At 67.5% G+C, this 18230-nt stretch carries 12 protein-coding genes; 5 read left to right on the top strand and 7 right to left on the bottom strand.

The genetic code is table 11. The annotated features are described in order from the left end of the window. The first annotated feature begins 83 nt into the window (after positions 1-83). Positions 84-3506, top strand: a complete 3423-nt coding sequence (locus tag ABRP34_RS12005) for a DEAD/DEAH box helicase (protein WP_353710365.1) — start codon at positions 84-86, stop codon at positions 3504-3506. On the opposite strand, the gene ABRP34_RS12010 is transcribed toward ABRP34_RS12005, so the two are convergent. Beyond that, the gene (locus ABRP34_RS12010; protein WP_043419066.1) at positions 3456-3920 is read right to left on the bottom strand and encodes a hypothetical protein; all 465 of its coding nucleotides are present in this window, start codon (positions 3918-3920) and stop codon (positions 3456-3458) included. The genes ABRP34_RS12005 and ABRP34_RS12010 overlap by 51 nt on opposite strands. Before the next feature lie 309 nt (positions 3921-4229). On the opposite strand from ABRP34_RS12010, the gene ABRP34_RS12015 reads away from it, so the two are divergent. The 4 genes from ABRP34_RS12015 (at position 4230) to ABRP34_RS12030 (ending at position 10493) form a co-directional block, all read left to right on the top strand. Continuing rightward, positions 4230-6122, top strand: coding sequence for a GAF domain-containing protein (locus ABRP34_RS12015; protein WP_353710366.1), 1893 nt, complete (start codon positions 4230-4232; stop codon positions 6120-6122). Between the two features lie 153 nt (positions 6123-6275). Further along, a complete protein-coding gene (locus tag ABRP34_RS12020; protein ID WP_353710367.1) occupies positions 6276-7526 on the top strand; it encodes an iron-containing alcohol dehydrogenase in 1251 nt (416 codons plus the stop codon). Positions 7527-7574: 48 nt separating this feature from the next. Continuing rightward, positions 7575-9050, top strand: coding sequence for an NAD-dependent succinate-semialdehyde dehydrogenase (locus tag ABRP34_RS12025; protein WP_003803140.1), 1476 nt, complete (start codon positions 7575-7577; stop codon positions 9048-9050). Between the two features lie 63 nt (positions 9051-9113). Further along, positions 9114-10493, top strand: a complete 1380-nt coding sequence (locus ABRP34_RS12030) for an MFS transporter (protein WP_353710368.1) — start codon at positions 9114-9116, stop codon at positions 10491-10493. Between the two features lie 104 nt (positions 10494-10597). Here ABRP34_RS12030 and ABRP34_RS12035 read toward each other — a convergent pair whose 3' ends face one another. The 6 genes from ABRP34_RS12035 to ABRP34_RS12060 all read right to left on the bottom strand — a co-directional run bounded on the left by ABRP34_RS12035 (position 10598) and on the right by ABRP34_RS12060 (position 18068). After that, positions 10598-12946, bottom strand: a complete 2349-nt coding sequence (locus ABRP34_RS12035) for a bifunctional SulP family inorganic anion transporter/carbonic anhydrase (RefSeq protein WP_353710369.1) — start codon at positions 12944-12946, stop codon at positions 10598-10600. 403 nt (positions 12947-13349) lie between these two features. Further along, on the bottom strand, positions 13350-14210 hold the full coding sequence (locus ABRP34_RS12040; RefSeq protein WP_003803145.1) for a phosphogluconate dehydrogenase C-terminal domain-containing protein: 861 nt from the start codon (positions 14208-14210) through the stop codon (positions 13350-13352). A 1-nt stretch (position 14211) separates the two neighbouring features. After that, positions 14212-15027 (bottom strand): sugar phosphate isomerase/epimerase family protein, encoded by an 816-nt coding sequence (locus ABRP34_RS12045; protein WP_353710370.1) that lies wholly within the window; start codon positions 15025-15027, stop codon positions 14212-14214. Then, positions 15024-15863: a triose-phosphate isomerase family protein gene (locus tag ABRP34_RS12050; protein ID WP_353710371.1), complete on the bottom strand. Its 840-nt coding sequence runs from the start codon at positions 15861-15863 to the stop codon at positions 15024-15026. The genes ABRP34_RS12045 and ABRP34_RS12050 overlap by 4 nt, the downstream gene beginning before the upstream one ends. Continuing rightward, positions 15847-16317 (bottom strand): ribose-5-phosphate isomerase, encoded by a 471-nt coding sequence (locus tag ABRP34_RS12055; protein ID WP_003803152.1) that lies wholly within the window; start codon positions 16315-16317, stop codon positions 15847-15849. Before ABRP34_RS12055 ends, ABRP34_RS12050 begins: the two co-directional genes overlap by 17 nt. Continuing rightward, positions 16314-18068 (bottom strand): dihydroxyacetone kinase family protein, encoded by a 1755-nt coding sequence (locus tag ABRP34_RS12060; protein ID WP_353710372.1) that lies wholly within the window; start codon positions 18066-18068, stop codon positions 16314-16316. The genes ABRP34_RS12055 and ABRP34_RS12060 overlap by 4 nt, the downstream gene beginning before the upstream one ends. Positions 18069-18230: the final 162 nt, after the last annotated feature.

Below are 18230 nucleotides of genomic sequence, written 5' to 3' on the forward strand. Positions count from 1 at the left end.
GAATTTGAGGGCCCCTCCCGCCCGACTAGGATGGATCAGATAACCTGCAGATTTTCGACCTGCCGAAAGTAGCGCGCGCACCCATGCCTTCCCACCCGGACGACAGTGCGGCACTGGCAATCCAGACCCCCGCGATCAACGACCGCTCCCTCGCGGCCGGGCTCGCCTATGCCATGGGCGGCCGCGTCTCCGGAATCTCGTTCGATTCCGCCACCGGCCTGATGCTCGGCAAGGTCCGCGGCGGCTCCGAGGTGCCGTACTCCACCACGGCCAAGCTGGTCCGCAAGGGCGGCGGCTGGAGCTGCACGGTGGGCGTCTGCAGCTGCCCGGTCCGCAAGGACTGCAAGCATGTGGCCGCGCTCCTGTTCGCGGCCGAGGACAACGCGGCCGTGCGGGTGCAGCTGCTGTCCCCCGCCGACGTTTCGCGGGTGTCACGGGAAAAGTCCATGCCGGCGCTCTCGGACTGGGAGCAGGCGCTCAGCCCCCTCATTTCGCAGGCCGGCCCTGTCCAGCAAAGCGGCGGAACTCCCCTGGCCCTGCAGTTCGAGGTGGAGGAACCGGCCCCGCACTTCTCCTACACAGGCCGCCGTGATCCGCTCCGTAGCGTCCGCCAGCTCAAGGCCCGCCCGGTGATCATGGGGGCCAAGGGCAAATGGATCCGCGGCGACGTCTCATGGAACACGCTGAGCTACCTGAGCTTCAAGCGCGAGTGCAACCAGGCCCATGTGGAGTGGATGCAAACCTTCCTGGCCGCGCACACCTCCGGCGCGAACCGCGCGTACTCGTCATCGTCCCTGTGGCTGGGGCTGAACACCTTCGCCGGCAAGAACCTGTGGGGCCTGCTGGAGGAAGCCCGGCAAATCGGCGTCGCGCTGGTGCACAGCCGCGGCCAGGAGCCCGTGAAGGTGGCGGCGGAGCCTGCGGCGGTGGGCCTCAACCTGGGCCGCTACGGAAGTGACAGCCGGGACGGGGGCCTGGAGCTCGCCTCCACCATCACTGTCGACGGCACCGAGGTTGATCCGGCGTCGGTGGGCACCATCGGCCGCCCGGCGCACGGCATTTTCCTCACCTCCGGCGGGGACACACTGCCGGGGGTCGCCGCGGATGAAACCATCACTCTCGCCCCGCTGGAGAGCGGACTGAGCGAGGAACTGCTGGCCTTCGTCACAGCAGGCAGCACGCTGCACATCCCGGCACGGGATGAGGGCCGCTTCCTGACCGGGTTCTACCCCAAGCTCAAGCAGACCGCGCGCGTGACGGCGGCGGACGAGTCCGTCCAGCTGCCCGAGCTCGCCGTCCCGACGCTCTCGCTGCTGGCCAACTACGGCACCGACCACCGCGCGCGCCTGCACTGGGAATGGCACTACAAGTCCGGCACCATCGTCACCGCCCAGCCGCTCTGGCGCCACCCCGGCGACCACGGCTACCGTGACGATCCGGCCGAGGCCAGGATCCTGGAGGCTGTGGGCCAGCCCTGGGACGCGGTGCCCAAGCTCGGCGAATCAGCCACCGGCGGCTGGGGCACGCCGCGGCTCGCGGCCACCGCCGAGCTGAGCGGACTGGACACGCTCGCTTTCACGGAGGAGGTGCTCCCCCGGCTGCGGAACACGCCCGGCGTGGACGTGGACACCTCGGGCGACATCGCTGACTACCGGGAGGCCGAAGAGGCGCCGGTGGTGGCGATTTCCACGAAGGCCACTGACCAGCGCGACTGGTTCGACCTTGGCATCGTGATCACCCTCGAGGGCCAGCCGGTGTCCTTCGCGGCGCTCTTCTCCGCCCTCGCCGCAGGGCAGACGCGAATGCTCCTGCCCAGCGGCGCCTACTTCTCCCTCGACCTGCCGGAGCTGCACCAGCTGCGGGCCCTGATCGACGAGGCCCGCAGTCTTCAGGACAACAAGGACGCCCCGCTGCAGATCAGCCGCTTCCAGGCGGGCCTGTGGGATGAACTTGCCCAGCTGGGGATCGTTGACGAGCAGGCCGCCGCCTGGCGCGAGGCGGTGGGCGGCCTGCTGAAGGACGGAGTCCAGGGCCTGCCGCTGCCGGCCACCCTCAACGCCGAGCTGCGCCCGTACCAGCTGGAGGGCTACAACTGGCTGAGCTTCCTGTACCGCCACAGCCTCGGCGGTGTGCTCGCCGATGACATGGGCCTGGGAAAGACCGTGCAGGCGCTGGCACTGATGTGCGCGGCCAAGGAACACGCCGCGGCTTCCGCTGCTTCCGGGGACGTTAAGGACACGGACGCCACAACGGCGGACGACGGCGGGACGCCTTTTTTGGTGGTGGCCCCCACCAGCGTCGTGGGCAACTGGGAGGCCGAGGCCGCCCGCTTCGCGCCCGGCCTTACGGTCCGTGCCGTCGGCGAAACGTTCGCCAAGAGCGGCGCCGATCCCGCCGAGGCCATGGCCGGTGCGGACATCGTCATCACGTCCTACGCACTGTTCCGGATCGACTACGAGTCCTATGCGGGACGGCGCTGGGCCGGGCTGGTGCTGGACGAGGCCCAGTTCGTCAAGAACCACCAGTCCAAGGCCTACCAGTGCGCGCGCAAGCTTCCGGCGGCGTTCAAGCTGGCCATCACCGGCACCCCGCTGGAGAACAACCTCATGGAGTTCTGGGCCCTGACATCCATCGTGGCGCCCGGGCTGTTCGCCAGCCCTTCACGGTTCGCGGAGTACTACCAGAAGCCGGTGGAGAAGAACGGCGACAGGGGGCAGCTGGACAAGCTCCGCCGTCGGGTCCGTCCGCTCATGATGCGCCGCACCAAGGAGCAGGTCATCAAGGACCTGCCGCCCAAGCAGGAACAGATCCTCGAAGTGGTGCTCAACCCGCGGCACCAGAAGGTCTACCAGACCCACCTGCAGCGCGAACGGCAAAAGATCCTGGGCCTCATCGAGGACGTGAACAAGAACCGCTTCACCATTTTCCAGTCGCTGACGCTGCTGCGCCAGCTCAGCCTGGACGCCTCGCTGGTGGATGAGTCCCTCTCCGGCGTGCGGTCGAGCAAGCTGGACGTGCTGTTCGAGCAGCTGGAGGACCTCGTGGCCGAGGGCCACCGTGCCCTCATTTTCAGCCAGTTCACCGGCTTCCTCGGCAAGGTCCGCGAGCGTCTCATCGAGGAGAACATCGAGTTCTGCTACCTCGACGGCGGCACCCGGAACCGTTCCGACGTCGTCAACGAGTTCAAGAACGGCACGGCACCGGTGTTCCTGATCAGCCTCAAGGCCGGCGGGTTCGGCCTCAACCTGACCGAGGCAGACTACGTGTTCCTGCTCGACCCGTGGTGGAACCCGGCGTCAGAGGCGCAGGCGGTGGACCGCACCCACCGCATCGGCCAGGCAAGGAATGTCATGGTGTACCGGCTGGTGGCCAAGGACACCATCGAGGAGAAGGTCATGGCGCTCAAGGCCAAGAAGTCGCAGCTGTTCGCCGACGTGATGGAGGGTGATGCCCTGTCAGGCGGTGCGCTCACGGCGGAGGACCTGGCGGGGCTCTTCAAGGACTGACAGTCCCCAGGAAGACATCGCTGCGGCCGGGGCGGGCCGGAGCCCGAAGGTGGTCCGCTTGCTGAACCACCTTCCCAGGGCCTTGCCCTTGCCCTTCCACCAGCTGTCCTCATCCGTGTCGGTGCGCCACCGGTAGATCAGCACCACCAGCACAAACATCCCGGCTGTGACGCTCGGCCAGACACCCGAGGCAGCATCGAGCAGCGCCCTCACCGCGACGGCAAGGATCGCCGGCGGGGCCAGGGTGCGGAAGACCGTGTTGGCCAGGTACCGCCGGTGGGAGCGCTGCACGGAGAGCAGGCGGACCATGTCCGAACAGGCACAGACCACCACCACGGCCTGTCCCAGGGTGAGCAGGATGGACCCCGTCAGGGACCCGGCGAACTGTACCGCTGAGGCCAGTCCGGAACTCATGGCCTGCACCGTTCCATGGCGTCTCCTCCGTCGTTTGCGCTCTTAACTTCCTGTGCCGCTCCTGCACCGCCTGGGTGTCAGACCATTCAAGGCCGCCCAGCCGGGCATGTCACGAGGGCCGGCTACTCGTCTTTAGCGCCGGCACTACCCGGGCTCCCGCTGCTGTACGTACCCCGGCCGCCAGCACCCATGCGGGAACTCTGATTGCGGCCGGCAGACATTACCATTGGCCCTATGGGTGCCCAAGACAGTACGCCCGTCCGTGCCGGCGGTGCTCCCCCTCCCGAAGGGATGACGCTGGGGCGGCTTTTGGCACTTCTGGGGGAAGGCGTCTCTGCCGAGGCCCTGGAAACTCACCTGGCAGTCATGCAGGCGGAGAGCCTGCTCGATCCGCCGACGGCGACAGCGGCCCGCAGCCTCAATGCCAGGCTCCGTGAGGCCAGCCGGCGGGAGGGCCTGCTCCGCGTCCTGTACGACACTGCCACGGACCTCACCGGCATTCGGGATGTTGAAGCCGTCCTGAAGGCCATTGTCCGCAGGACCCGCTCGCTCATCGGCAGCGACATCGCCTATCTGAGCCTGAACGACTACGACTCCGGAGAGTCGTACATCCGGGTGACTGACGGTGCCGCCACGGCGCTGTTCCGGAACATCCGCATGCCCCTGGGCGAGGGTGTCCTTGGTGCGGTGGCCACCGGTGAAGCCCCTTCGCAATCCGCAGACTACCTGAGCGACCAGACCAAGTCGCACCTTGAGTCGAGTGACGCGGCGGTCGCGGCGGAAGGCGTCAGGGCCATCATGGGCGTCCCCTTGCGGGCCGAGGGCAAGGTGATCGGCGCACTCCTCGTTGCGGACCGGCATGCGCACAGCTTCAGCAGCGACGACGTCGCCCTCATGGAATCAATCGGCACCCACGCCGCCGTCGCGCTCGAGAACGCCCGTCACTTCACCGAAATGGCCGATGCCCTGGCCCGGCTGGATCAGGCTCAGCGTCAAAATCTTGCCCATGTGAAGGCGTTGGAGGAGCTTTCCTCCCTCGATCAGCGGCTGATGGAGACCCTGGCGTCCGCCAACAGCCTGCCCAACCTCATGCTGCTTTTGGCCGAGTCGATGGACAGCGAGGTGTACGTGGTTTCGCCCATGGGCGAGACCGTGGCAGGGCTCGGCGCGAATCCGGACTTCGGCCATCCCGCCGCATTAAGCGCCGCGGAGCTCTCCGCCGCGCGGACGCTGCCTGTGCCTTTCACGGTCAAGGGCAGGCAGTACACCGTGATGTCCGCGGTCGCCGGCGACCAGCACCTGGCCTCGCTGGTCGTTGCCGGCGACATCAGCCAGGACCGGCTCGCAGTGCTGGAGCGCAGCGCGCTGGTCCTCAGTGCGGCGCTGCTCTTTGAAAGGACTTTCCAGGACGCGCAGTACCGGCTGCAGCTCGAACTCATAGATGAACTCCTGAATCCGCGGTCTGAGGATACGGAAGCACTGAAACGGCGGGCAGGGAGATTCGGCCTGGCAGACAGCGTCCCGCTGGTGGTCCGGGTGGTGGGCGTCCGGGAGGACCAGCGGCAAAGGGCCCTCGCAGTATTGAAACGGCATGCCCAGGACCGTCACGGGATCACCGCCCTCCACGAATCACATCTGTGCGTCATCGAGCCGCCCGCGCCACGCGGCGGCACTCCGGGTGCGGACCGGGTCGCGGACAACGGACAGTCGATCGTCGATGCGCTGAAGCACCAGCGCATCGAGGCCAGCGTTGGGTCGTCACAGGCGGTGACAGGATTCTCCCGCCTGGCAGGGGCGCACGCCGAGGCCGATGCCGTGCTGCGCGCGCTGCAGGCGCTGTCGCGGAACGGCGAGGCCGCCGACCGGGCTGCCCTCGGCACAGCAGGGATGCTGCTGGGCGCCATGGACAGCCCCTTTGCCGCCCAACTGCTGGCGGCCCAGCTCGGACCCCTGCTGGACTACGACAGCCGCCGGGGAACGCAGCTGGTCCTGACAGCCTGGACCTTTCTGGAGAACGACGCGTCCGGCACAGCGGCGGCGGAGGTCCTGCACGTTCATCCCAACACCCTCCGCCAGCGGCTGGAGCGCATCGATACTGTCCTCGGTGCCAGCTGGCGCAAGGGCGGCCGGTCCCTGGACATCCACGTGGCGCTGCGACTCTGGCGCCTGCAGTCCGCCGGGATCGGCGGCCCTTTACGCTGAGTCAGCCGGGGAACGGATGTGGTTCAGACGCACATGTTCCCACTGCCAATATGGCAAAACCATCCATAGGCGACCTCACACGGCTCTGGAACGATGAGATCTGCGGCACCTTTCAGGTAGCCCGAGATCCCCATCTTTTAGGAGTCAGTCACAATGTCGTGTGCGCATGCAGCGGGCATCCGTCCCGCGACCTTCGGCGTCCTGCGCTTGCCGCGGAACATCGTCGTCGGTGCCCAGCAGCGTTTTGCCATCGCCGATATCGCAGCAGAGCTCGGTGACAGCGTCCTCATCTGCACGGACCCCCGGCTTGCAGCCTCGGACGAGCTGCAGACCCTGGTCACGAGCCTGCAGAGCCGGAAGCTGTCCGTCCGGGTTTACGGAGAAACCCAGGCCGAGCTGCCCACCCCGGGCATTGTTGCCTGTGTCGAAGAGCTCAAGGGACAGGACATCGACGTCGTCATCGGCTTCGGTGGCGGCAGTTGCATGGACATGGCCAAAGTGGTCTCGGTGCTCTTGACCCACGGCGGCCAGCCCAGCGACTACTACGGCGAATTCGCCGTTCCCGGTCCTGTCAAGCCCGTCATCGCCCTGCCCACCACGGCGGGCACGGGGTCCGAAGCGACAGCCATTGCCGTGGTTTCCGACCCCGCACTCGGCATGAAGATGGGCATCTCAAGCCCCCACATCATCCCCTTCGCCTCGGTGTGCGACCCCGAACTGACCTACACCTGCCCGGCGCCGCTGACGGCGGCCACCGGCGCGGACACCTTCGTCCACCTGGTCGAATCGTTCACCGCCATCACCCGGGAACCAACCCGCACCCTCGCCAACGAGCGCGTGTTCGTGGGCAAGAATGTCCTGACGGACTCCCTGGCACTGGACGGGATCCGGCTGCTGGGCCGGAGCCTGGCCACGGCCTACAAGGACCCGGGCAACACCGAGGCCCGCGCCGACATGATGCTGGCGGCGCTCTACGGCGGCATTGTGCTCAGCAACGCCGGAACGGCGGCGGCGCATGCCATCCAGTACCCAGTCGGCGCACTGACCCACACTCCGCACGGCGTGGGCGTCGGCCTGCTGCTCCCCTACGTCGTCCGCCACAACTTCAGCGCCATTGAACCTCAGCTGGCACAGGTTGCCGACGCACTGGGACGCGACATCAAGGGTCTGAGCGTCCGCTGCGCTGCGATCGCCGGCGTGGAGGCCATCGACGAAGTCATCGCCACCATCGAACTGCCCGCGACGCTACAGGACCTCGGAGTGCAGGAGGGCGACCTCGGCCAGATTGCCAGGCTGTCGCTGAACTCCAAGCGGCTCATCGATAACAACCCGGTGCCGCTCGACCTTGAGTCCGTCACGTCCATCGTGAACGCCGCCTACGCCGGCGACCGCACCATCCGCTAAAACACTTCGCTGACGCATCAACACTTGATCAAACCCTGAGGATCACCCATGACACTTCTCTCCGCCCAGGAACCGCTCGACATCGATGAGCTGGCGGTCCCCCGCCAGCTACTCATCGCCGGAGGCTGGCAGGACGCCGCCGGCGGCCGCACCGTCGACGTCCTCAACCCCTCCGACGGGACGGTAATCACCGCCATCGCGGACGCCGACGTCGAGGACGGCCTTGCCGCCGTCGACGCCGCTGCCGCGGCGTTCCCGGCGTGGGCAGCGACGCCGCCCCGGCGCCGCGCCGAAATCCTGACCCGCTGCTTCGAGCTGATGACCGAACGCAGGGAACAGCTTGCCCACCTCATCTCCCTTGAGAACGGCAAGGCACTGCCGGACGCGCGCGGCGAGGTCGCGTACGCGGCAGAATTTTTCCGCTGGTACGCGGAAGAGGCCGTACGGATCATCGGCGACGTTTCCATCTCACCGTCCGGCGCGAACCGGATCCTGGTCCAGCACCAGCCGATCGGTGTCTGCGTCCTGATCACGCCGTGGAACTTCCCCGCCGCCATGGCTACCCGCAAGCTGGCGCCCGCGCTTGCCGCCGGGTGCACCGCAGTACTCAAGCCGGCCACCCTCACTCCCCTGACGTCCCTGGCCATCGCCCAGCTCATGGTCGACGCCGGCGTCCCCGCCGGCGTCGTCAACGTGGTCACCACAAGCAAGACGGGCGACGTCATGTCGCCCATCCTCGCCGACCCACGCGTCCGCAAGCTCTCGTTCACCGGTTCCACCGGCGTCGGACGCCACCTGCTGCGCCAGGCCGCGGACAACGTCCTTAAGTGCTCCATGGAACTGGGCGGCAATGCGCCCTTCCTGGTGTTCGATGACGCTGACCTCGACAAGGCCATCGACGGCATCATGATTGCCAAGATGCGCAATGGTGGCCAGGCCTGCACGGCAGCCAACAGGATCTACGTCCAGCGCGGAATCCAGGCGGAGTTCGCCAGCCGCCTCGCAGGCCGCATGGCCGCCCTGACGGTCGGGCCCGGCACAGATCCGTCCACCGAAGTGGGCCCGCTGGTGGACGAGGCAAGTGTCCTGAAAGTCGACGCCCTGGTACGCGATGCCCTCGACCAGGGAGCGCGTCTGCTCACCGGCGGGCAACTGCCGGAAGGCAACGGCTACTACTACCCGCCCACTGTGGTGACCAACGTGCCAGTGCACGCCCGCATGGTCAGCGAGGAAATCTTCGGACCGGTGGCGTCGGTCATCGGCTTCGATACCGAGGACGAAGTCGTCGCAGCCGCCAACGACTCCGAGTACGGCCTCGCGGCGTATGTGTTCACCGAGGACCTGCGCCGCGGGCTACGGGTGTCCGAACGCATTGAAAGCGGAATGGTGGCCCTCAATCGTGGGCTCGTCTCGGACCCGGCAGCGCCGTTCGGCGGCGTCAAGCAAAGCGGCCTGGGACGCGAAGGCGCCCACCAGGGCCTGCTGGACTTCACGGAAACCAAGTACATCGCCCTTGACTGGTGAACCCGGTTCGCTTCCACCCGATCATCCCCCGCATCCTTATTTGACCTTCGAAAGAGAAGACCAATGACGCTCTCCGCAGCAACAACCGGCAATGCACGCCGCGTGCCCTGGCGGGTATCCCTCGCCAGCTTCGCCGGAACCACCATCGAGTGGTACGACTACTACATTTTTGGCCTCCTTGCGGCCACCGGCGTTTTCAGCCGGCTCTACTTCCCCGAGCAGGACCCCGCCACGGGTCTCCTGCTGGCCTTCCTCACCTACGCGGTTGGCTTCGTTGCCCGGCCCTTCGGCGGCATGTTCGCAGGCCACTACGGGGACAAGATCGGCCGCAAGCCAATGCTGGTGCTCTCACTGCTCCTGATGGGATTCGCCACCTTGGCGATGGGCCTTTTGCCCACCTACGCGCAGATCGGCGTCTGGGCTCCGATCCTCTTGACGGTTCTGCGGCTCATGCAGGGGTTCGGCGCAGGGGCTGAATGGGCAGGTGCCGCCATCATCTCGACGGAACACGCCCCGGAAGGCCGCCGCGGATTCTTCGGCAGCTTCACGCAGATGGGTGTACCGGCAGGCATGCTGCTGGCCAACTCCTCGGTCCTGGCCGTGAAGGCCATGGTCCCGGCCGATGCCTTCGACGCCTGGGCCTGGCGCGTCCCGTTCCTCCTCAGCGTGCTGCTGATCGTCGTGGGCCTGGTGGTCCGCGCAAAGCTTGAGGACTCCGATGACTTCAAGGAGCTCGTGGCCAAGAAGCAGACTGCTCACAACCCGCTCGGGGAAGCCCTGAAGAAGGAGACCAAGGGCGTCTGGCTGGTCGTCGGCATGCGCCTCGCCGAAAACTCGGCCTTCTACCTGTACACCACGTTCTCGGTTGTCTACATCATGCGGACGTTCGGGCCCGAACGCGCCAACCAGGGCTCCATGTCCGTTCTGATCGCCTCCGCCATCGGCGTCATCGCGGTGCCGCTCTGGGCAGCGCTGTCGGACCGGATCGGCCGGAAGCCGCTTTACCTGTTCGGCTCCATCGGCGGGCTGCTGTTCTTCCCGCTCTACTTCGTCATGACGGACACGGGCAGCGCCCTGCTGGCAACCCTGGCCATCATCATCGGCCTCGCGGTCTTCCACAACTCCATGTACGGCCCGCAGGCTGCCTTCTTCGCCGAGCTCTTCTCCACCAAGCTCCGCTACAGCGGCGCCTCCATGGGCTACCAGTTCGGTTCGGTCCTGGCCGGAGGCATCGCGCCGCTGGTCGCCGTCGCCCTGCTCAACGCAGGCAACGGCGAACCCGGCTGGGTGATCCTGTACTTCAGCGTCATCGGCGTCATCACGGTCGCCTCGGCGATCATGGCTCCGGAAACCGTCAAGCGCGTTCGCGGCCGCCTCGAGGCGGCCCAGGCGCGGGACTCCCTGGACTCCGAGGACGCAGCTGGCAAGGCCGGCGTCCGCTAGAAGCCTCCAGCACGCCAGAGTTAGAAAATCCGGCGGCATCGGCAGTGTGCACTGCCGATGCCGCCGGACTGCGTACTCCGTTCAAAGGTGGTTTGGCGTGTCCGTCAGGCCGGGGACAGCTCCTCGGCCCGCGGCAGCGGATCCAAGTGGCTGATGCCGGTGGGCGTGATCTGCAGGACCCGGGCTGTGGCGATGTCATAGAACAGGCCTGTCACATGGACGTCACCGCTCCGGACGGCGTCCTGCAGGCTGGCGTGCCGTTGCAGCCGCTCGAGCTGGACGGCAACGTTGACCATGGCCAGCTGGTCCACCGCACCGTACCCGGCCTGCTCGGCCGCAATCCGGACGGGGTGGCCCGCCTGGAACGACTCCAGGCTCGGCCGGCCGTGCTCCAGCCAGGACTCGACCGGGCAACGCTCCTCCTGCCCTTCCGGATTCTGGCCTGCGGTCTTCTGGTTCGCGGCTTTCTGGTTTGCGCCAGGTCCGGCGAGCAGGGCCGTCATGGCCCCGCAGCTGGAGTGGCCGCAGACCACCACCGACGTGACAGACAGTTCGTCGAGGGCGAACTTCAGGGATGCCTCGACCGACGGTTCGAGGCGGTCGCTCCCCACTACGTTGCCCACGTTCCGGACCGTGAACAGGTCCCCCGGGCCGCTGCTGGTGATCAGGTTGGGCACCAGCCGGGAGTCGGCGCAGGTAATGAACAGCGTGTCGGGATCCTGGAAGGTGGACAGTTCCTGGACGTGCGGACGGAGCAGGTGGGCGTGGCGGCGGTGGTAACTGTCCACGCCGCTGAGCACCGAGCGCACCGGCGCCGGGACGTGCACGGCCGCCTCTGCGGCCAGCGGTGCGCTGTTCCGCTGCCAGCTCCGCCACGGCGCGAAACCGCCGCGCAGCGCGGAGCGCGATGATCCGCGGGCGGGAGTTCCCGCCAGGGCAGCATGCAGGGTGGCGGTGCCGGTTTCCTCGATCTCGACGCTGCCGCCGTTGTTGACGTGCCTCACGCGCCAGGCCTCCAGGGTGTCGTGAACCGGGTGGTCGAGGTAGTCGACGTCGAGCTCCACCGTGACGTGGGCCGCCGGCGGAACCGCGGCCAGCACCTTGCTCAGGCGGGGAAGCGACAGGAACGTGCAGGATCCGTCGATGACCACCCGCCAGCGGCCTTCCGCCGCACCGCCGAGGGGCTCCGCGTGGATGCTGGCCCGGACCACGCGCCATACGACCAGCAGCACGGCCAGGGCGAGCCCGATCAGCACACCGGCGAGAAGGTTGACGAACACCACCGTGAGCAGCGTGGCGGCGTAGACGGCCAGGTCACCGGTGACACGCGCCGTCTGGAAATCGGCCACCTTCACGAGCCGGATGCCGATCATGATCAGCAGCCCGGCGAGCACGGCCTCGGGCACCAGCTGGATGACTCCCGCCAGCAGCAGCGAAAAGACGAGCACCCAGATGCCGTGCAGGATGGCGGACTTGCGGGTCCGCGCGCCGGCTTCAAGGTTGGTGGCACTGCGCACGATCACGCCGGTGACGGGAAGCCCGCCCAGCATGCCCGACGTCACGTTGGCGGCGCCCTGGCCGAGAAGCTCGCGGTTGAAATCTGTACGCTCGCCGTGGTGCATCTTGTCGACGGCGACGGCGGACAGTAGCGACTCCACGCTGGCCACCAGGGCGATGGTGACAACGCCCACGGCGATGGCGGTCCACTCCCCCTGCGGCAGGTGCGGCAGCGAGAGGGCGTCCAGCAGCGATCCGTCGAAGGTGATCCGGTCGACGTCGGAATTGAATGGCAGCGACAGCAGCGTCGCTGCCACAACGGCAACGAGCGGGCCGGGCACCCGGCGGATTGCGGCCGGCATGTACTTCCATCCGGCGAGCAGTGCGATCACCACTGCCCCCAGGAAAGCGGCCTGCGGGTCGACGGCGGCCAGGCTGTCCGGCAGGGCCAGGATGTTGTGCAGTGCGGCTTCGCCCGCTTCGGCGCCGAGCATCACATGCAGCTGCTGCAGGACAATGATGATGCCGATGCCGGCCAGCATGGCATGCACCACCACGGGTGCGATCGCCAGTGCCACACGTCCCACCCGCGCCATCCCCAGCAGGACCTGCAGGACCCCGGCCGCCACGGTGATGGCACAGGTGACGGGCCAGCCGAACTGTTCGATGAGACCGGCGACGATGACCGTCAGGCCCGCAGCGGGGCCGCTGACCTGGAGCGGCGCGCCGCCCAGGCTGCCGGCCACGATGCCGCCGACTGCGGCCGCGATCAGTCCGGCCATGACCGGGGCGCCCGACGCCGCGGCGATGCCGAGCGACAGCGGAACAGCAACGAGGAACACCACGAGGGAGGCCGGCAGGTCCCAGCGAAGGCCCGCGGTCAGGCGTGCCAGGACTGGTATCCGGCTCCTGCCGGGGTGAATGGGGTCTGGATCCATGGCGGCTGGGGAGGGCATATAAGTCCTTAGCTCGTTCGAAGGGTCCTTATCCACGCTATTGACGCCCTGACAGAGGCCGCAAGGGTACCGCCCGTGAGAAGAAACACGAGGTCAGGCCGGACATAAAGCGAAAACTAGTGCACTAATCCATTCGTTTGCATAAAGCTCTCGACGCACGGATATGAGGAGTTCCCCAGCCGCAAGGGATCTCCGTCCGTGTAGCGAAAACCGGCGGCCGTTCAAGTCACACGGCCCCCACGCACGGGTGACCATGCGTTCACCCGAGAAAAGAAATTTCCGACGGCGGGTCCCGCTGCTGCACGGACGGCCATCAGGTCGGTTGGAAGGCCGGTTAAACAGCAGTGGATCCATCCCGGCGGGATGGATCCACTGCTGTTTAAGCCGATGCTGCCAGGCGGCGTTAGCGCTTGACGGCGTCCAGCTTCAGCATCTTGGCGATGACGCTGTCGAGTTCGGAGTCGTCGAAGATCTTCTTCCAGTCGTCCTTGATGATGGTGTCCTTGCCGTACTGGATGGCGATTTCGCAGGCCTCGGAGAACGGGTTGGAGCCGCGCAGGGCGTTGGTGAGGGCGATCTGCACGTGGCCGAACAGCATGGCCTTCGCAGCTTCCTCGGGCACGCCGGCGGTGTGGACGGTCTCGTGCAGCGCTTCGTTGAGCAGGGTGCCGATCATGCAGGCCACCGTCTCCACCAGGGTGGGCTCGAGGATGGCCAGCTGCTTCACGGTGACCCAGTGGACGTCGATCACGGGGGCGTAGATGACGCGGATGGTTGCCTCGGCGGCAGCCTTTGCGGCCTCCGTGGCGTCCTCGTCGATCGCGGCAACGACGTTCTGCGGTGCGCCCTCGCCACCGAAGGTGTCGGCCCACTCTTCCTTGGTGGTGCGCTCCAGGAACACGGAGGGGTGGCAGGGGTGGGCCACGGCCTGCACGACGTCCTCGCGCTGGGCGAGCAGGCCGGCGTAGGCGGCCGCCGGGTCAAGCGTGAGCAGGATGGCGCCGGACTTCATCTGCGGGACGACGCCTTCGGACACGACGCCCAGGACGGTGTCCGGAACGGCGAGGATGACGACGTCGGCGCCCTTGACGGCTTCGTCGGTGGCGGTGATTTCACGGCCTTCGGCACGGACGCGGTCCTGGCCGGCGGGTGAGTTCTCGGAGTAGAAAACGGTGTGGCTGGACTTCTGGAGGTTCCGGGAAACGCGCATCCCCATCTTGCCTCCGGCTCCGACAACGGCGACGGTCAACTGTTCTGCAGACATTTCATTTGCTCCTTAGGAAATCGAGGCTTTGCTTGGTCCACTGGTTTTCGAGGCGGATGGTTTCGTCCTCGGAGTCCTGCCACGGCAGCCAGTGTTCGACGATCTGGTTGATGTTTCTTTCTTTGGGCTGGAGCTTCCGGACCATGTAGTCGTAGTCCAGGAGGCCTTCGCCGAGCGGTGCGCCGGAGTATGTGAACCCGACCCACCCCTCCTTGCGGCTGAACGCAAAGTCTTTGATGTGCATGTTCAAAACATGGGGTGCGACGGCGTCAATCACTTCACGCGGCAGCTCCAGGGCCGCCACGGTGTTGGCCGGGTCGCTGCACACGCCCAGGTACAGGCTTCCGACGCGCTCCACGACCTCCAGGATCCGGGAGGTGGGGACCTGCTCATAGGTCTCCACCGCGATCCGCACCCCGGCCGCCTTGAACTCGGGCAGGACCTCGGTGAAGATCTCCACCGCCTCGCCCGCCGTCGGGGTGTGGCCCGGGGTGTTGAACATGGTCCGCAGCAGCGGCGCCCCGAGGATCTTGGCGATGTGCAGGAACTTCCGCAGGTGCTCCGGCCGGATCCCCTTGGTGCCCAGCTCGAGGCTGATCCCGAACGAATCGGCGGTGGCCCGCACGGCCCGCAGTTCCTCCTCGCTCATGGTTTCCAGCGGCGCGTAGTCGCAGATCTGGAACAGGTCCACGCCCAGCGCCGCGGTCCGCTCCAGCGCCTCGTGGATGCTCAGCGGACGGGAAACCCGGTCCGAAAGCTGCCAGAAGAAGGCGTAGCTGCTGAGGCCAATTTTTGAACCCGATCCAATCCGGTTCATGCTGCCACCTCCAGGAGCCCGAGCCGCGCTGCGGCCTCATCCAGGATGTCCCGCACCGCGGACGGGTTGTGGGCGAAGCGGCCCAGGAACAGTCCGGTGACGGCGGGGCCGAGCTGGCTGATGAGGCCGGGGCCGGCACTGCCGCCGTAAATGACCCGGCTGTCTTCCTGGCCCGGGCGGCTGCGCAGGTGGGCGTCCAGTCCTGTGATTACTTCGCTGATGAACTCCGGCGACGCCGGTTCGGCCGCACCGATGGCCCACTGCGGCTCGTACGCCACGATGGTGCGCCCGGTGCTGCCGAGACTTCCGGCACGGTTCAGGACGCCGTCGATTTCACGGATGCAGTGCTTGATGGCATCCGCCGCGGTTCCGCTGGCGGGTTCGCCTACGCACAGCACCGGCGTGAGGCCGTTGCGGTAGGCGGCCGCGGTTTTCAGCCCGATTACGTCGTCGTCCTCGCCGAAGATCCGGCGCCGCTCGGCGTGGCCCACCTCCGCGTACTTGCCGCCGGTTTCGGCCACCATCTTGCCGCTGACCTCGCCGGTAAACGCGCCCTCGTCCTCCCAGAAGATATCCTGGGCGCCGGCTGCGGCCCCGGCGGCGGAGAGAATCCGCGCGCACTCGGGCAGCACCGGATGGGCAGGCAGGGCGAACAGTTCAATGTCGCCGCTGCGGACGGCCGGGTGGGCCGAGGCAATCCCGGCAACATCCCGGCACCAGTCCAGGGTGCGCTCGTAGCCGAAATACATCTTCAGGCTGACGCCAATGATCGCCTTCGGCTGTGTTGTGCCGGCGGCAGCCTCGGACGAGGCCGAGGGGTTAGCAGGAAGTGACACCTTCGTAGTCCTTAATCAGGGTGACTTTCTCGGCGGAGGCCGAGGACTCGTCAAAGGTGTAGGTCAGCCATTCCTTGGCGAGGCGGCGGGCGAGTTCCAGGCCGACGACGCGCTGGCCGAAGGTGAGGACCTGGGCGTTGTTGGACAGGATGGAGCGCTCAACGGAGAAGGAGTCGTGCGCGGTGACGGCGCGGATACCGGGGACCTTGTTCGCGGCGATCGCGACGCCCAGGCCCGTGCCGCAGACCAGCAGGGCACGGTCTGCCTTCCCGGCGGCGATGAGTTCGGCGGCGGCGATGGCCACGGACGGGTACGGGGTGTGGCTGGTGGCGTCCACTCCGACGTCGGTCACGGACTCGACCAGGTCACTGGCTTCCAGGTCCGCCTTCAGGGCTTCCTTGTACTCGAATCCGGCGTCGTCGGAACCGACGACCAGGCGCAGTTTGGCGCTCATGCGTTCTCCTTAGTGGTGGTTGCTGCAGCTTTCGCCTCGGCGAAGGTGTTGTGGATGGCGCGGACGATCAGCGCCATGGACACGGCGCCGGCGTCCGGGGTGCCCAGGCTTTTCTCCGCGTGCGGGCGCGCCCTGCCCATGAGGGGCAGCAGGTTGGCGGTTTCCTCGGCGGCCTGCTGGGCCACGGTGGCTGCCGCGCCCCATGCGTCGGTGAGGGACTGCCCGGAGCCGACGGCGGCGGACAGGGCGTCGCGGAACGGAACCAGCACGTCCACGAGGGTCTTGTCGCCCACTTTGGCCTTGCCAAAGCCCATGATCGCGGCCGCGGCGCCGGCGACCCCGGTGGCGACAGCGCCGGCGTCGGGCGTGGTGCTGTCCCCGACCGCGTCCCCGACGGCCCGCAGGGCCATGCCCCAGAGCGCACCGGAGGTGCCGCCGGCCCGGTCGGCCCAGGCGTCGGCGGCCAGGTGCAGGGTCGTGGCCGCACCGGCACCGCGTTCGACGGCGCCCGTTGCGGCCTCGACCGCTGCCCGGACACCGCGCTCCATGCCGATGCCGTGGTCGCCGTCACCGGCGATCGCGTCGATGCGGCCCAGTTCCTCGACGTTCGCGTCGATGACGTCCTTGGCGGCACCGAGGGCGGCCAGCACGCGGACGGCAGCTGCACGCGACTCGTCCGTGGCGTCCGGAATGGCCGCCACCGGGTCGGCGAGATCGGCGTCGTCGGCGTCCAGGGCTGCCGCGGTGACTGCACCACGGCGGAAGGCCGGGGCGTCCGCGGGTGCGTTCCAGAGGGTTTCGAGTTCCTCGTCCAGCCAGAACAGGGTCAGCGAGGTGCCGGCCATGTCGAAGCTGGTGACCAGCTCGCCGACCTGCGGGTCAACGGCTTCCAGTCCCGCCTCGGCCAGGAGCTGGGCGACGCGGCGGTAGACCACGAACAGTTCCTCGTACTTGACGCTGCCCAGGCCGTTGAGGATCGGGACCACGCGTGCCCCCCGGGCCTGCAGGCCCTCCGGAACCTCGGTAAGCAGCTTGCCCACGAGCAGTTCGGCGAGCTCATCCGCCGTCGGGACGCCTGTTTCATCGATGCCCGGCTCGCCATGGATGCCCATGCCCACGGCCATCCGCCCCTCGGGGACGGTGAACAGCGGGTTCTCGGCCCCGGGAAGGGTGCAGCCAGTGAATGCGACGCCGAAGGAGCGGGTGCGGTCGTTGGCGCGTTCGGCGATTTCGACGGTGCGGTCCATGGAGTAGCCGGCCTCGGCTGCGGCGGCCGCGACCTTGAAGACGGTCAGGTCCCCCGCGATGCCGCGCCGCTTCTGGCGTTCGTCCAGCGGCGCGGAGGAAACGTCGTCGGTGACGGCGATGCTGCGGCAATCGATGCCCTCACGGCGCAGGCGTTCCTGGGCCTGGGTGAAGTGCAGGACGTCGCCGGCGTAGTTGCCGTAGCCCAGCAGCACCCCGGCGCCGTTGTTGGCGACCTTGGCCACACTGTAGACCTGCTGCGCCGAAGGGGACGCAAAAAGGTTGCCCATCGCAGCGCCGTGGGCCAGGCCCTGGCCCACCAGGCCGGCGAACGCCGGATAGTGCCCGGAGCCGCCGCCGATCACCAGTGCCACGGTGTCCGGGGTGCTCTTCGTGCTGCGGGCCACGCCACCGGAAACACGCCGCACCCACCGGCCGTGCGAGGCAACAAAGCCCTCGATCATCTCATCAGCAAACGCTGCGGGTTCATTGAACAGGCGGGTCATTGCGGTTTCTCCTGAAGTGGCTGTGGGCCGGTGATTGAGCTTGGGGCCCCGACTGCCGGGTTCCCTGACCGAGCTTGCGAGGTTAGGGGGCGGTTGGGGAGCGAAAATCGGTTTGGTGTGGTTGCGCCCTCCTTGGCAGAGGGCGCAACCGGCTTTTGGTGC

Origin of the sequence: Arthrobacter sp. K5, assembly GCF_040448525.1 — a bacterium.
Taxonomy (GTDB): Bacteria; Actinomycetota; Actinomycetes; order Actinomycetales; family Micrococcaceae; genus Arthrobacter; species Arthrobacter globiformis.

Coding starts and splice junctions, on each gene's coding strand:
- ABRP34_RS12035 (WP_353710369.1), bottom strand. CDS start 12,946: ATGCCCTCCCCAGCCGCCATGGATCCAGACCCCATTCACCCCGGCAGG.
- ABRP34_RS12020 (WP_353710367.1), top strand. CDS start 6,276: ATGTCGTGTGCGCATGCAGCGGGCATCCGTCCCGCGACCTTCGGCGTC.
- ABRP34_RS12025 (WP_003803140.1), top strand. CDS start 7,575: ATGACACTTCTCTCCGCCCAGGAACCGCTCGACATCGATGAGCTGGCG.
- ABRP34_RS12010 (WP_043419066.1), bottom strand. CDS start 3,920: ATGAGTTCCGGACTGGCCTCAGCGGTACAGTTCGCCGGGTCCCTGACG.
- ABRP34_RS12060 (WP_353710372.1), bottom strand. CDS start 18,068: ATGACCCGCCTGTTCAATGAACCCGCAGCGTTTGCTGATGAGATGATC.
- ABRP34_RS12030 (WP_353710368.1), top strand. CDS start 9,114: ATGACGCTCTCCGCAGCAACAACCGGCAATGCACGCCGCGTGCCCTGG.
- ABRP34_RS12045 (WP_353710370.1), bottom strand. CDS start 15,027: ATGAACCGGATTGGATCGGGTTCAAAAATTGGCCTCAGCAGCTACGCC.
- ABRP34_RS12040 (WP_003803145.1), bottom strand. CDS start 14,210: ATGTCTGCAGAACAGTTGACCGTCGCCGTTGTCGGAGCCGGAGGCAAG.
- ABRP34_RS12005 (WP_353710365.1), top strand. CDS start 84: ATGCCTTCCCACCCGGACGACAGTGCGGCACTGGCAATCCAGACCCCC.
- ABRP34_RS12055 (WP_003803152.1), bottom strand. CDS start 16,317: ATGAGCGCCAAACTGCGCCTGGTCGTCGGTTCCGACGACGCCGGATTC.